Below are 14,183 nucleotides of genomic sequence, written 5' to 3' on the forward strand. Positions count from 1 at the left end.
GTGCGTTTCGCGCGTGGCGCAGGCAGTCAGGTCATTCAGTACAGGGGGTACGCTCCCGTGAGGACGGCGCGCTCTGATTCACCTGCAGAGGCGTCGCGAACCTCACCAAGCACCCAGCTATCGACGTGCCGAGCCGCGAGGATCGCCAGTGCCCGGTCACGGTCCTCGGGCGCGACCACCGCGACCATGCCGACGCCCATGTTGAAGGTCTTGTCCATCTCGGCCTCCGGGACCTGGCCCACGGCGCGGATGGTGCGGAAGATCTCCGGCGGGGTCCACGAGCCCCGGTGCATCTGCGCGACCATACCCTCGGGGATGACTCGCTGCATGTTGCCCGCCAGCCCGCCACCGGTAACGTGGCAGAACGTGCGGACTTCGCATTCGTTGGCAAGCGCGAGACAATCGAGGGCGTAAATGCGGGTGGGTTCGAGTAGCTCCTCGCCCAGCGTGCGCCCCAGCTCCTCCATGTGCCCGTCGAGGGGAAGCCCCGCGCGTTCAAGGAGGACGTGGCGGGCGAGGGAGAACCCGTTGGAATGCAGGCCGGAAGACGCCATCCCGATGATGATGTCGCCGGAACGCACCCTATCGGGGCCGAGCAGCTCGTCTGCCTCGACGACGCCAACCGCCGTTGCGGAGACGTCGTAATCATCTGGATCCATCACGCCGGGGTGCTCGGCGGTCTCCCCGCCCAGCAACGCGCAACCCGCTTGGACGCACCCCTCCGCGATGCCGGACACGATCTCGGCGACCTTTTCGGGTACGACCTTGCCCACCGCGATGTAGTCCTGCAAAAACAGTGGCTCCGCTCCGCACACGACGAGGTCGTCGACGCACATGGCGACGAGATCGATGCCGATCGTGTCATGCTTGTCCATCGCCCGGGCGACGGCCAACTTGGTGCCGACGCCATCAGAGCCCGCGGCGAGAAGCGGCTCACGGTACTTGCCCAGAGCGAAAAGACCAGCAAAACCGCCGAGGCCACCGCGTACCTCCGGGCGGCTGGCCCTTTTTGCCAAGGGCGCGAAGAGCTCGACGGCGCGGTCACCCGCCTCGATCGACACGCCCGCGGCTTCGTAGGACACCCCCCGCTCGCTGGCCTGGTTAGCGGAACGTCCCTCCGTGGGCTTCGAGAATGTCATGGGCTCAGTACTGGCCTTTCTGGAGTCGTCGGACGAGGTCGGCGTTCGCATTGGATTCCGGAAGTCCGAGTGGGTACTTACCGGTGAAGCAGGCCGCGCACAGGGAACGCGGGTCCTGCTGGGTGGAAGCGATCATGTCCTCGGTGGAGACGTAGGCCAGTGAGTCGGCCCCGATCATCGTGCGAATGGACTCGACGACCGCTTCCTCGTCGCCGCCCACGCCATTGTTCGCGATCAGCTCACCCGGGCTGGCAAAGTCGATACCGTAGAAACACGGCCATTTGACAGGCGGGGAGGCAATGCGCACGTGGACCTCGGCTGCCCCCGCCTCGCGTAGGAGGCGGATGAGCTTACGCTGCGTATTGCCGCGCACGATAGAGTCGTCTACGACGATGAGCTTTTTGCCCTCGATGATCTCGCGCACGGGGTTGAGTTTGAGGCGCAACCCGAGCTGCCGCAGCGTGTCCGAAGGCTGGATGAAGGTGCGCCCGACGTAGGCGTTTTTCATCAACCCTTGCTTAAAGGGGATGCCCGACGCCTCGGCGTAACCGATCGCGGCGGGAGTGCCCGACTCCGGAACCGGCATCACGAGGTCGCCCTCCACCGGGCACACACGTGACAGGCGTTTGCCGATGTCAATGCGCGTGGCGTGGACCGAGCGACCCTCGATAACGGAATCGGGGCGCGCCACGTAGACGTATTCGAAAACGCAATGCGCACGCGGGGTGTCGGCGAAGCGCTCGGCGTGGACCCCCGACTCGTCGATGGCGATGAGCTCACCAGGCTCGATATCGCGCACGAAGGTAGCTCCGACGATGTCGAGCGCGCACGTCTCCGAGGCCACGACCCAGCCGCGCTCTAACCGACCCAGCGCCAGGGGGCGCACGCCGTGCGGGTCCCGCGCCGCGTAGAGGGTGTGGCCGTCCGTGATCATGAAGCAGAATGCACCCTTGATGCGTGGGAGGAGGCCGCGGGCGGCGTCGAGAAGCGAGGTGCCCTCTCGAATCGCATCGGTGAGCAGCGCTGACACGACGGCCGTGTCGGAGGATGACCCCTGCCCCTCCACGCCGGAGGCGGGAACGAGTCCGCGTTCTATTGCCTCTGCCTGCAACTCTGCGTAGTTGATCAGGTTGCCGTTGTGGGCGAGCGCCACGTCCGTGCCATTCGGCGAGGTGCGGAACATCGGCTGCACGTTTTCCCAGCTATTGCCTCCGGCGGTGGAATAGCGCGTGTGCCCGATGGCCACGTCGCCCTGCAACGCGTCGAGGATCGACTGGTCAAACACCTGGGAGACGAGTCCCGTGTCCTTGAACACGACAATGTTCTTGCGGTCACCCACCGCGATGCCGGCACCCTCCTGCCCGCGGTGCTGCAGGGCGAAAAGGCCGAAGTACGTCAGTTTGGACACGTCCTCCCCCGGCGCCCACACCCCGAAGACGCCACATTCCTCGCGCGGCTCATCCTCGCGCTCGGCCGAGCTCACGCCGACGCCGCTAGTGCCCACTGCATTGAAGGTTTGCACTTCCGCCATCTTAATGGACCAACGACCTTAGACGGCAATCACCGGCAACCCCGCCGCGACATCCGCCGCCCGCGACCCCGACGCGGAAACCGCGCCCGACCCCACCGCGTCCTCGAAGGTGAGCAGGCCCGTGGCGAGCAACAGCCACGTGCGGGGGTCGCATTCGACCACGTTCGGCGGGGTTCCCCGCGTGTGCCGCGGCCCTTCCACGCACTGCACAGCGACGAAGGGCGGGACTCGCAGCTCCACCGAATTGCCCGGAAGCTCCTCGGCGAGGGTACGCGCGGTGCGCCGGCAGGCGTCGGCAAGTTCGCTTCTCGACGGCTCTGGTGTCGCGCCGGATTCGAGCCAGGGCCGCACGGCCTCGACCGCGGCCCTCGTCTGCGCCGGATCATTCTTTCGCGCCATGCGATCCATATTAAGCTGGGTGGTCATGCCGACGACTCCCGTACCGACTGAAAAGTCTTCCTCCGTCACGCTCCGCTTCCTTGCCGCTCCCACAGACGTCATCCTCGCCGGTGCGCAGGGCGTGTCTGGTGGCAGGGTTTTGGAATGGATCGATAAAGCCGCCTACGCCTGCGCGGTACAGTGGTCCGCCACCTACTGTGTGACCGCCTACGTAGGGCACATCCATTTCACCCGGCCCATCCCCTCTGGGCACATGGTCGAGGTGCGCTCCCACATCGCCATGACCGGCAGATCCTCCATGCACATCGTCAACGAGGTTCTGTCGGCCGATCCACGCGAGGGCGTGTTCACTCGGGCCTGCGACTGCCTCGTCGTCTTCGTGGCCAAGGACCCCGCCACCAGCCGCCCGATGCCAGTGCCGGAATTCGTTCCCAAGACGGAATGGGAGACCCAAGTTCGAGAAGCTGCCCTGTCTCGCGTGGAGCTGCGCAAAGAAATCGAACGGGAGATGCTGACCCAGAGCTACACCGACGATTCGACGGCACCGTGCGTCGTCCACCGCTTTCTGGCGAAACCGACCGACATCAACTGGGGCGGCAAGGTGCACGGTGGTACCGCTATGGAGTGGATCGACGAGGCCGGTGTGGCCTGCACCATGGAATGGACGGGTGAGCGCACCGTCGCCGTCTACGCGGGTGGCATTCGCTTTTACCAGCCGATCTCGATCGGTGACCTTGTCGAGGTGGACGCCCGCATTACGCGCACCGATGCCCGCTCGATTCACGTGGTCGTCCACGTCCGCTCCGGCAACCCGCGCGGCGGGCGCGACGCGTTGAAGAACGCGATCCACGCCACGTTCACCTACGTCGGCGTTGACATCGACGGCCAGCCGCTCGCCGCGCGCCAGTTCACCCCGGTGACGGAGGAGGACAAGCGGCTGTGGAAGCACACCCAGACCCTCAAAGACCTGCGTTCTCGCTACGCACCGGAGCCGCTGGTCCAGCCGGCCCCGGCGCGCCGGCTGACGTCCTAGACGGCCGAGTTGGGAGCGGTGGCGTGACCGAACAGGCCCGGCAGCGTCGCCTCCCACGCCTGAGTTAGGTCGGCGAGCGAGACACTCTCCCCGCCGAGGGTGATGAGCCCAGAATCGTTCGTGGACCCGAGCGCCGCGACGGGGATGTCCAGCTCCGCGGCGCGCTCGATGACTCCGTCGAGTCTGTCGGCGGTGACAGCGACGAGCACGCGGGACGCGGACTCCGAAAACAGTGCCGTGAACGCATCCTCGTGCACGGCGGTGAGGTCGATGTCCGCGCCTTTGCCGGAGTCGCGCAGAATCTCGAACAGCGCCTGCGACAACCCTCCCTCGGACAGGTCGTGGGCGGCGTTGATTGCCTCGTTGCCCGCGAAGAAGTCGGCCAGCCGCTGCTCATTGGCGAGGTCGACCTGCGGGGGAAGGCCGGCCAGGCCGGCGCCCGAGATGTCTTGCCAGACCGATCCGCCGAACTCGTCGCCCGTCGCGCCGAGGAGGACCAGTTTGTATTCCTCGTCGCCGACTCCGATCCGGTTGCGGATCGTGCCTCGCACGTCGTCGACCACGCCGAGCACCCCCACCACCGGAGTGGGCAGGATCGGGGTGCCGCCGGTCTGGTTGTAGAAGGACACGTTACCGCCCGAGACGGGGATGCCCAGCTCGCGGGCGCCGTCGGCAAGACCGTGCACCGCCTCGCGGAACTGCCACATGACGTCGGGGTTTTCCGGCGACCCAAAGTTGAGGCAGTTGGTGACCGCGACGGGGCGGGCGCCCGTGATGGCGACGTTGCGGTAGGCCTCCGCGAGCGCGAGGCGCGCGCCCCGGTTCGGGTCGAGGTAGGTGTAGCGCCCGGAGGCGTCCGCGGACACGGCGACACCCCGGTGCGTTTCCTCGTTGATGCGCAACACCCCCGCATCCGCGTACTGCGCCTGAACGGTGTTGCCTCGCACGTAGCGGTCGTACTGGGCAGTGATGAAGTCACGCGAGCACAGCGCGGGCGAGGCCACCATGCGCAGCCAGGTTTCGCCCAGGCCGGCCTTCTTTTCGACGCTCCCCCCGCCCTGGATCTCATCCATCCAGTCCGGGCGGGCGAACGGGCGCTCGTAGACAGGGCCTTCGTCGATTGTCGACGGCGGGGCGTCGATCACGACGTCGCCGTTGTGAACCACCACGTAGCGGTCTTCTTCAGCCGTCACCTCGCCGATCTCGGCGGCGGTGACCTCCCACTTCGCGCAGATCTCGTAGAAGCGCTCCACGTTGTCCGGCGCAACGACAGCGCACATGCGCTCCTGGGATTCCGAGGCGAGGATTTCTGCGGCGGACATGTTCTCGGCGCGCAGCGGCACGTTATCGAGGTTGACGCGCATGCCGCCATCCCCGGCGGCCGCGAGCTCCGACGTCGCGCACGCAAGTCCGCCACCGCCGAGGTCCTGGATCCCCACGACCACGCCCGCGGCGTAGAGCTCGAGGCAGCACTCGATCAGGACCTTCTCGGCGAAGGGGTCACCGACCTGCACCGCGGGCAACTTCCGCTCCTCTCCCTCCTCGAAGGAGGCGGAGCCAAGCACCGAGACGCCACCGATGCCGTCGAGACCCGTGCGCGAGCCGAAGAGCATGACCTTGTTGCCCGTGCCGGAGGCAAACGCCAGCTTGAGGTCCTCCACCTTGAGCGTCCCCACGCACAGCGCGTTGACCAGCGGGTTTCCGGCATATGCGACGTCGAAAACCGTCTCCCCGCCGATGTTGGGCAGGCCGAGCGAATTGCCGTAGCCACCGATGCCGTGCACGACACCCGGCAGGATGCGCTTCGTGTCCTCGGCATCCGCCGGGCCGAAGCGTAACTGGTCCATGACGGCAATCGGTCGCGCGCCCATCGCCATGATGTCCCGAACGATCCCACCCACACCGGTCGCCGCCCCCTGGTAGGGCTCGACGTAGGAGGGGTGGTTGTGGGATTCGACACGGAAGGTCACGGCGTCCCCGCCGCCGATATCGACGACACCCGCGTTCTCCCCGATCCCAGCGAGTAGCTTCGCGCCCATCTCCTCCGTCATGGTCTCCCCGAAGTAGCGCAGATGCACCTTGGAGGACTTGTAGGAGCAGTGCTCCGACCACATCACCGAGTAGACGGTGAGCTCCGCGTCAGTGGGGCGGCGGCCCAGAATGTCCCGGATGCGCTCGTACTCATCGTCCTTCAACCCCAGCTCAGCGTAGGGCTGGGCGAGGTCGGGGGTTGCCTCGGCGTTGCTCACCGTGTCATTGCGGACGTACATCTCGCCTTAGGCTCCAATCGTGGACATAGCGGACAGGAACAAGCCGAGTCCGTCGTTCGACGGCCCGGTGAGCAGCTCGATCGCGTGCTCTGGGTGGGGCATCAACCCGACAACGCGGCCGGTGTCGTTGCACACGCCGGCGATTGAGTTCAGGGAGCCGTTGAAGTTATCGGTGTAGCGGAACACCACGCGCCCCTCCTTCTCCAGCTTCTCTATCGTCTCCGGCGCCGCCTGAAAGCGGCCCTCACCGTGCTTTGCGGGGACACGGATGGTCGCCCCCGGTTCAAAGTGGCTCGTCCAGGCGGTCTGCGTAGTGACCACCTCAAGGTCAGTGTCGACGCAGTGGAAGTTGAGGCCCTCGTTGCGGGTCAACGCGCCCGGCAACAGGCCGGCCTCGGTGAGTATTTGAAAGCCGTTGCAGATCCCCAGCACGGGCATGCCTCCGCGGGCCGCCTCGACGACCGCGCGCATGATCGGCGCCTGAGCAGCGATGGCCCCGGAGCGCAGGTAGTCGCCGTAAGAGAAGCCGCCGGGCACCACGACAGCGTCCACGCCGTCGAGGGTGCTATCCGCGTGCCACAGCTGGCGGGGTTGCGCCCCCGCGAGGCGCACGGCCCGCAGCGCGTCAACGTCGTCAAGAGTGCCGGGGAACGTGATCACCCCGATCGTCGCCCCGGAGGCTGCCCCGGTTGTCGCCGTCATCGGATAACCTCGAAGTCCTCGATAACCGTGTTGGCCAGCAGGGTCTCGGCCACGCGGTGCAGCTCATCCTCGCTGAGCGAATCATCCACCTCGATTTCGAAACGCTTGCCTTGGCGGACGTCCGTCACTCCCTGCACACCGATGCGGGTTAACGCCCGGTGCACCGCTTGGCCCTGGGGGTCCAAGATCTCAGCTTTGGGCATGACGTGGACAACAACTCGAGCCATCAGATTCCTTCTTCGCTCCCGGGCTATAGACACGCCAAGTATATAGGACGGCCCAGACGCCCCCGACGGCTCCGGCGAGCGAGAAAGCGGCCCTAGGCGTCGACGGAAGCGCGCGAGGACGGGAGAAACGCCTCGTAATCCGTCGGCCGTGCGCCTGTGGACAACGCTCCGGCCGCGGCGCGCAGGAAATCGCGGCGCACCTTATTATCGGCCAGCTCTCGCCCCGACACCGACAGCCGGATCGTATTTCCCTTTTCCGCTCCCCGCTCCGCGGCGCGGATGATGGCGCTGCGCCACCACCGGGCCGCACCAAACCCCTCGCCGAAGGAGAGGTTGCGGCACTGGTGGAACTCCCCCGACCCCACCACATGGAGACCGCGAGTAGAGGCGACGAGCTCGAAGCCGAACTCGGGGACGACCGCGAGGGTGCCCTCGGACAGGCGCCACCGCGGTGGAGCGAAGATCCGAGGCTCGAAGCCGAGCGACGCCATCTGGCGCGTGGCCCCTCTGAGGCGCAGGCGCGCCTCGTGCTCCCCCAGCGTGGCGAACTCGGCGCGACGCCCCTGCGCAGGCTGATCGAAACCGTTGAGAATGAGCGGCCTGCCTGCCTCGTCCTGGGCGCGGAACCACTCCCGTGTCTTCGCATCCTTGGCGAGGTGCCACTTTTTGTCGATGTGCGGCGCGATCAAGAGGGAAACGGGAATGTGCTCGCCGTCGAGGTCCGTGATCAGCGCGGTGACGTCGTCAAGCGTCTGGCTAAAGATCGATGAGATGGAGACGAGGACCAAGCCGGGCATACCCCGGATTATCCCACAGGGGCCGGCCCCCCGCTGGGTGGAAAACGGGGGCCAGGTGCCGGGGCCGGCGTGTACGATTGAGGAACGATACACGATCACTTATTTGTTCTAGGAGGAGATCACAATGGCTCGCAACGAGGAAAACTCCCGCGAAAGCAACGACGAGAAGATCACCGACGGCACGGCGGCCGCAGGCGCGGATAACCCGACCCCCGGCGATAAGGACCAGCCGCTAAGCGACGAAGACCTCGCGGACGAGCAGGGCGACGAGTCCTTCCCGGCCTCGGACGCTCCTGCAAACTACTAGTCCCACCGGAGGTACTACATGCCCTCACCAGATGCCGACGACCTGTCGGTTCGCGCCGGACGCGCCGCCTTGGACTGCGGCTGGCATCTTGCCGCCGCGGAATCCTTAACCGGCGGCTCCATCTGCAGCGCTTTAGGTGCCGCGCCCTTCTCAGCTGAGTGGTTCGCAGGCGGGGTTGTCGCCTACGAATCCCGGGTGAAGTACGACGTGCTCGGCGTGCCGGAAGGCCACCCCGTCATCACCGAGGAGGCGGCAACCGCCATGGCCGCGGGGGTCGCTCACCTGCTAGGCGCCGACGCCTCCGTGGCGGTCACCGGCTCCGGCGGACCCGACCCCCAGGAAGGGCATCCCCCGGGGACCGTGTGGATTGCGGTCTACTTCCGTGGCGACGTTGAGGCCGTGAAATACGACTTCGACGGCGAGCCCGAGGAGGTCGTCGAACAGACTCGCGTCGCGGGCTTGACCATGCTGGCCGAGCGCCTCGAACGCGAGGTCCGCACCCGCTAGGCGGCGCCGCTTTTCGCCAGCAACCAGGCATACTCGAAGGCGGTTTGCCTCCAGCTGGCATAGCGGCCGGACACACCACCGTGGCCGGCCTGCATCTCGGTCTTGAGAAGAATCTCGCCACCGGTGGCCATCTCGCGGAGCTTGGCCACCCACTTCGCGGGCTCCACGTACAGCACGCGGGTGTCATTGAGGCTGGTCACGGCCAAGATGTCGGGGTATTTCTGGGCCGAGACGTTGTCGTAGGGGGCGTAGCCCGCCATGTAGTCGTACACCTCGGGGTCGTGGTACGGGTCGCCCCATTCCTCCCACTCCGTGACGGTCAGCGGAAGCTCCGGCATGAGGACGGATGTCAGGGGGTCGACGAAGGGAACCACAGCCTCTATTCCGGCGAACTTCTCCGGTGCCATGTTCGCCACCGCCCCCATGAGCAGTCCGCCTGCGGAGCCACCCTCGGCGACGAGCTGCTCGGGTGTTGTCAGGCCCGCCTCAAACAGCGCGTCGGCACAGGCGATGAAGTCAGTAAACGTGTTGACCTTGTGCAGCCCCTTGCCGTGGTCGTACCACTGCCGGCCCATCTCTCCCCCGCCACGCACGTGGGCGCACACCCACACCATGCCGCGGTCCAGCAGGCTGAGCCGGGAGACCGAGAAGCCGGGATCCATGGACATTTCGTAGGACCCGTAGCCGTAGAGCAGCGCGGGTTTCGGCCGCGTGATGTCCGTGATGTCAAGGTCGGCGCGGTGCACAACCGACATGGGCACCTGGGTCCCGTCTGGCGCGGTGGCCCACATCCGCGTGGCGGTGTACTCGGCTGGGTCATACCCGCCCTGCACCTCTTGCTCCTTGAGCAATGTGAGCTTTGCAGTCGCCACCTCGAAGTCGAACAGCTGAGCCGGGTGGATGTAGGAGGTGTAGGACACGCGCACCACCGGGGCATCCCATTCCGGGTTCCCGCCCAGACTGACCGAGTACAGCTCTTCGGCGAACTCGAGCTCCCGCCACGGCCCGAAGGACCCGTCGGCAAGCGAGGCCACTGAGAGCCGCGGAATGGCTTCCGAGCGGTAGGCGCAGAAGACGAAGTCGCGGTAGGAGTCAACGCCCTCGATGCGCACGGCGTAATCGTGGGCGACGAGGACCTCAAGGTCCCGCAGGGGCACGAGCTTGTCGACGTCACACCTGCCCACCTCAAAGTTCGGCCCCGTCGCGTTGTGCGTGACCAGCCACTGCCCGGTTGCCCCCACCTCGGCATACTCGACGTCGTACTCCACGCCCTGCTCCCGCTCCCAGAGAACGGTGAACTCGGCGGTGGGGTCACCGAGGGGCGCTACCCTCCATTCGCTCGTCAGCTTGGAAGACGAGGCGATGTAGAGGTACTTCTCCGCTCGGTCCGAGCCGATGGCGACATTGAAGTGCTCATCTGTCTCTTCGTAGACCAGCACGTCGTCAACCGCCGGGGTGCCGACGCGGTGACGCCAGACCTGGTACGCCCGCCACGCCTCGTCGACGCGAACGTAGAACACGTAGTCCTCCCCCGCCCACGTCGCACCGTAGAAGACGTCGTCCAGCTGGTCGGGGAGGAGCTCCCCCGTGTCGAGATCTTTGATCCGCAGCGAGAAGCGTTCGTCACCCTGCGTGTCGGTCGAATACGCCAACAACCGTCCCGAGGTGGTCACGCTCGACGCCCCAAGGGAGAAGAACTCGCACCCCTCGGCGAGCTCGTTGGCGTCGAGAAGAATCTGCTCCTCGGGCAGCGCCGTACCGTCCTCGGGAACCACCGGAGGGGTCCAGGGGTCCGCGGGATCGGCGGGCACGCGGCAGCTCAGCCCGTACTCTTTCCCCTCGATGGTGCGGCCGTAGTACCACCACTCGCCGTGGCGCTGGGGGACGGACATGTCCGTTTCCTTAACGCGGGATGTGATCTCGCCGAAGACCGCGTCGGACAGGTCGCTCAGGTGCTCGGTCCGCGCCTGTGTGTACGCGTTTTCCGCCTCCAAGTACGCGATTGTCTCGGGGGCGTCTTTGTCCCGCAGCCACTCGTAGTCGTCGGTGAAGGTGCGGCCGTGGAATGCCCGCACCACCGGGTGTTTCGCGGCCCGAGGGGGTTCAATGCCGGTCTGTTTAGTCATGACCGACGAGTGTACGCCAGTCGAAAATGACAGTCATTTAGCGTTTAGGCCATGACACCCGGCCAGTCGCCGAACTTCTTCCCGCTCAGGCGCTCGTAGGCTTCCACGTAGCGGTCGCGGGTCGCCTCGACCACCGACCCCGGCAACTCCGGCGGTTCGACGTTGGACTCCGGCGACCACCCGGAGCGCGGCCCAGTGAGCCAGTTGCGCACGTACTGCTTGTCGAAGCTGGGCTGGACCCTGCCCTCCGTGTAGGAGTCGGCGGGCCAGTAGCGGGAGGAGTCCGGGGTGAGGACTTCGTCGGCAAGCACGAGATCGCCGCTGGAATCGAGGCCGAACTCGAACTTGGTGTCGGCGAGGAGAATGCCCTTCGTCTCGGCATAATCTGCGGCGCGGGTGTAGATGTCCAGCGTCGCCTCCTTCAGGCGGTGCGCGAGGTCGCTGCCCACGGAGTGCGCGACGGCGCCGAAGGTGACGTTTTCATCATGGTCACCGAGCTCCGCTTTGGTCGCCGGCGTGAAAATTGGCGCGGGTAGCTTGGACGCCTCCACCAGTCCCTCCGGCAGCGGGATCCCGCACACGCTACCCACGGCGTCGTATTCCTTCTTGCCCGAGCCCGTGAGGTAGCCGCGGGCGACGCATTCGAAGGGGATCATCTCGAGGCGCTTGACCACCAGTGCCCGGCCGAGGACTTCCTCGGGGATCCGCTCGTCGTCGATCGGGCCCGCGAGGTGATTGGGGACGCCGTCCAGCAGGTCGAAGAAAAACATGGAGGTGGCGGTCAGCACGCGACCCTTATCTGGAATTTCTGGCTCGAGGACAAAATCAAATGCGGAGATACGGTCGCTGACCACCATCAGAAGATGCTTTGAATCAACCTCGTAGATTTCGCGGACCTTGCCACCTGAGAGGTGCCGATAGTCAGAAAGCTCTGGGCGCATGCGCTTCAGTCTATACCCGGCCTCATCGCAGGCCCGAGGTCCCAGCTTCCCGCTTCACGACGGCTAAAGTAACGCCCATGGTTTCACCCCGACGGCCCCGGCCCGCCTTCGTCCTCGCAGCGGCGTTCAGCCTTGCCGGCTTGTCCCTCACCGGCTGCTCCTCAGCTGGGCACAATCTCGGGGACCCGGCCGAGGCCGCCCAGGAGGCGACCGCCGATGGCACTGAGCTCGCATTCGGGCAGACGGCGCGCGTGGTAACGACCAGCTTCGATACCGGAGTCCCCGTTTACTGGGACGTGAGCGTGAACGCCCCCACGACACTGACCCCGCAGGAGGTGGAGGTCAACGTCGGGCAGGACCCGCCCTCGATCGACCTCGCACCGGGCTACGACCCCGATCCAGTCAAGAGCTATTCCTGTTTCACCGTGACGCTCACTGCGGTGGCCGGTGGTCCGCAGGACGGCGGGGCCGACGTCACCGTGGACATGCCACAGCTCTCCCCTGTCGACGCCTCCGGCCAGAATGCCAACTACGTGGACGCGGGCGACGCGCGCTACTGCGGGCTCGACACCGATAATGAGCCCCCGTCCTACACCGGGGACATCCGCACCGGGCACGAGTACACCACCGCCGTGGTCACCTGGCGCGGCGAGCACGACCCGGGAATCGTGGGCACGGCGGTACGCCTCAGCACGACGCCAAGCCCCCACAGCACCGATCTGCCCGCGCAGACCCTCACGTGGAGGGCGTCCTAGAGGATGTCGCCCGGTGTGTACGAGGCGGCGCCGGGGTGGGCGTCGACAAGCTGCTGGATGCGGGCGAGAACGCGGTCGACCTGGGACTCAGCTGCGCCGATGAAGGCGTGGCGGTCGGCGAGCGCGGCGTTGAGAGCGGCGCTGTCGAGCGGGAGGCGCTCGTCGGCGGCGAGTCGCTCGATGAGGTTCTGCGCAGCTCCCATTTCGCGCATGTCCAGCGCCATGGACACCGCGTGTTCCTTGATCACCTCGTGGGCGGTTTCGCGGCCCACCCCGGCGCGCACGGCCGCCATGAGGATGCGGGTTGTTGCCAGGAAAGGCAGGTAGCGGTCGAGCTCCCGGTTGATCATCGCAGGGAAGGCGCCGAACTCGTGCAGGACGGTGAGGAAGGTCTCCAGCTGCCCGTCGATGGCGAAGAAAGCATCCGGCAGGGCCACGCGGCGCACCACCGAGCAGAACACGTCTCCCTCGTTCCACTGCTGTCCGGCGAGGTCGGCGACCATGGTGAGGTAACCGCGGAGGATAACTTGTAGCCCGCCGACGCGCTCGCACGAACGCGCGTTCATCTTGTGGGGCATGGCGGAGGAGCCGACCTGCCCCTCCTTGAAGCCCTCCGTCACTGTCTCGTTGCCGGCCATGAGGCGGATCGTCGTGGCCAGCGAGGACGGCCCGGCACCCAGCTGGACTAGGGCGGAGAGCGCGTCGAAGTCGAGGCTGCGCGGGTAGACCTGCCCGACGGAGTCGAAGGTGCGGGAAAAGCCAAGGTGCTGCGATATGAGGGTTTCTAGCTGGGCGAGCTTCGACTCGTCGCCACCCAGGAGGTCGAGCATGTCCTGGGCGGTGCCCATCGGGCCCTTGATGCCGCGCAGGGGGTACCGGCCGAGGAGGTTTTCGATGCGCTCGAGGGCGACGAGAATCTCCTCCGCCGCGGACGCAAACCGCTTGCCCAGCGTCGTCGCCTGCGCGGCCACGTTGTGGGAGCGGCCCGCCATGACCAGCGAGCGGTACTCCCCCGCCCGGTTGCCCACCGCCTTGAGCAGGGCGATCGCCTTGTCGCGCGTTAGCTCGAGGGCGCGGACGATCTGCAGCTGCTCGACGTTTTCCGTCAGGTCACGGCTGGTCATCCCTTTGTGGATATGCTCGTACCCCGCCAGCGCGTTGAACTCCTCGATGCGCGCCTTCACGTCGTGGCGGGTGACCTTTTCGCGCTCGGCGATACTGGACAAGTCGACCTGCCCGACGACCGATTCGTAGGCGGCAATGGCCTCGCCCGGAATGTCCACGCCCAAACCCTGCTGGGCCTTCATGACGGCGATCCAGAGCTGGCGCTCCACACGGACCTTGTTCTCTGGGCTCCACAGCGTTGCCATCTCGGGCGAAGCGTAGCGGTTGGACAGGACGTTAGCGTTCATCGGTTTCGCGGCCACGCCGCTCATTATCGCACGCTGG

Annotated in this window: 14 protein-coding genes; 4 read left to right on the top strand and 10 right to left on the bottom strand. The window is 66.4% G+C overall.

What is annotated here, in order from left to right:
* Window positions 1–35: 35 nt before the first annotated feature.
* The 3 genes from purM to CAPI_RS07905 are packed head-to-tail and all read right to left on the bottom strand — an operon-like array spanning window position 36 to window position 3,069.
* On the bottom strand, window positions 36–1,139 hold the full coding sequence (gene purM / locus CAPI_RS07895; RefSeq protein WP_018018103.1) for a phosphoribosylformylglycinamidine cyclo-ligase: 1,104 nt from the start codon (window positions 1,137–1,139) through the stop codon (window positions 36–38).
* 4 nt (window positions 1,140–1,143) lie between these two features.
* Entirely contained in the window at window positions 1,144–2,670 is a 1,527-nt protein-coding gene (gene purF / locus CAPI_RS07900) for an amidophosphoribosyltransferase (protein WP_018018104.1), read from the bottom strand.
* 18 nt (window positions 2,671–2,688) lie between these two features.
* The gene (locus CAPI_RS07905) at window positions 2,689–3,069 is read right to left on the bottom strand and encodes a sterol carrier family protein (RefSeq protein WP_026157202.1); all 381 of its coding nucleotides are present in this window, start codon (window positions 3,067–3,069) and stop codon (window positions 2,689–2,691) included.
* A 25-nt stretch (window positions 3,070–3,094) separates the two neighbouring features.
* Here CAPI_RS07905 and CAPI_RS07910 point away from each other — a divergent pair, with 25 nt between their 5' ends.
* Entirely contained in the window at window positions 3,095–4,102 is a 1,008-nt protein-coding gene (locus CAPI_RS07910) for an acyl-CoA thioesterase (protein ID WP_018018106.1), read from the top strand.
* On the opposite strand, the gene purL is transcribed toward CAPI_RS07910, so the two are convergent.
* The 4 genes from purL to CAPI_RS07930 form a co-directional block, all read right to left on the bottom strand.
* Entirely contained in the window at window positions 4,099–6,372 is a 2,274-nt protein-coding gene (gene purL / locus CAPI_RS07915; RefSeq protein WP_018018107.1) for a phosphoribosylformylglycinamidine synthase subunit PurL, read from the bottom strand. The two genes, CAPI_RS07910 and purL, sit on opposite strands and share 4 nt — an antisense overlap.
* A 6-nt stretch (window positions 6,373–6,378) precedes the next feature.
* A complete protein-coding gene (gene purQ / locus CAPI_RS07920) occupies window positions 6,379–7,074 on the bottom strand; it encodes a phosphoribosylformylglycinamidine synthase subunit PurQ (RefSeq protein ID WP_018018108.1) in 696 nt (231 codons plus the stop codon).
* Entirely contained in the window at window positions 7,071–7,301 is a 231-nt protein-coding gene (purS, locus tag CAPI_RS07925; protein WP_018018109.1) for a phosphoribosylformylglycinamidine synthase subunit PurS, read from the bottom strand. The genes purQ and purS overlap by 4 nt, the downstream gene beginning before the upstream one ends.
* A gap of 92 nt (window positions 7,302–7,393) precedes the next feature.
* A complete protein-coding gene (locus CAPI_RS07930; RefSeq protein ID WP_018018110.1) occupies window positions 7,394–8,098 on the bottom strand; it encodes a DUF2334 domain-containing protein in 705 nt (234 codons plus the stop codon).
* Window positions 8,099–8,222: 124 nt separating this feature from the next.
* Between CAPI_RS07930 and CAPI_RS07935 the strand changes: the two genes are divergently transcribed.
* Window positions 8,223–8,405, top strand: a complete 183-nt coding sequence (locus tag CAPI_RS07935; RefSeq protein WP_018018111.1) for a hypothetical protein — start codon at window positions 8,223–8,225, stop codon at window positions 8,403–8,405.
* A gap of 18 nt (window positions 8,406–8,423) precedes the next feature.
* Window positions 8,424–8,912, top strand: a complete 489-nt coding sequence (locus tag CAPI_RS07940; protein ID WP_018018112.1) for a CinA family protein — start codon at window positions 8,424–8,426, stop codon at window positions 8,910–8,912.
* Here the strand turns inward: CAPI_RS07940 and CAPI_RS07945 are convergent.
* Complete coding sequence (locus CAPI_RS07945) at window positions 8,909–11,038, bottom strand: S9 family peptidase (RefSeq protein WP_018018113.1); 2,130 nt, start codon at window positions 11,036–11,038, stop codon at window positions 8,909–8,911. The two genes, CAPI_RS07940 and CAPI_RS07945, sit on opposite strands and share 4 nt — an antisense overlap.
* Before the next feature lie 44 nt (window positions 11,039–11,082).
* Entirely contained in the window at window positions 11,083–11,979 is an 897-nt protein-coding gene (locus CAPI_RS07950; protein WP_018018114.1) for a phosphoribosylaminoimidazolesuccinocarboxamide synthase, read from the bottom strand.
* A gap of 77 nt (window positions 11,980–12,056) precedes the next feature.
* Here CAPI_RS07950 and CAPI_RS07955 point away from each other — a divergent pair, with 77 nt between their 5' ends.
* Window positions 12,057–12,734, top strand: coding sequence for a hypothetical protein (locus CAPI_RS07955; protein ID WP_018018115.1), 678 nt, complete (start codon window positions 12,057–12,059; stop codon window positions 12,732–12,734).
* Here the strand turns inward: CAPI_RS07955 and purB are convergent.
* Window positions 12,731–14,170, bottom strand: coding sequence for an adenylosuccinate lyase (purB, locus tag CAPI_RS07960; RefSeq protein ID WP_026157204.1), 1,440 nt, complete (start codon window positions 14,168–14,170; stop codon window positions 12,731–12,733). The two genes, CAPI_RS07955 and purB, sit on opposite strands and share 4 nt — an antisense overlap.
* Between the last annotated feature and the right edge of the window lie 13 nt (window positions 14,171–14,183).

Source organism: Corynebacterium capitovis DSM 44611 (genome assembly GCF_030440535.1).
In the GTDB taxonomy this organism is placed as follows: domain Bacteria; phylum Actinomycetota; class Actinomycetes; order Mycobacteriales; family Mycobacteriaceae; genus Corynebacterium; species Corynebacterium capitovis.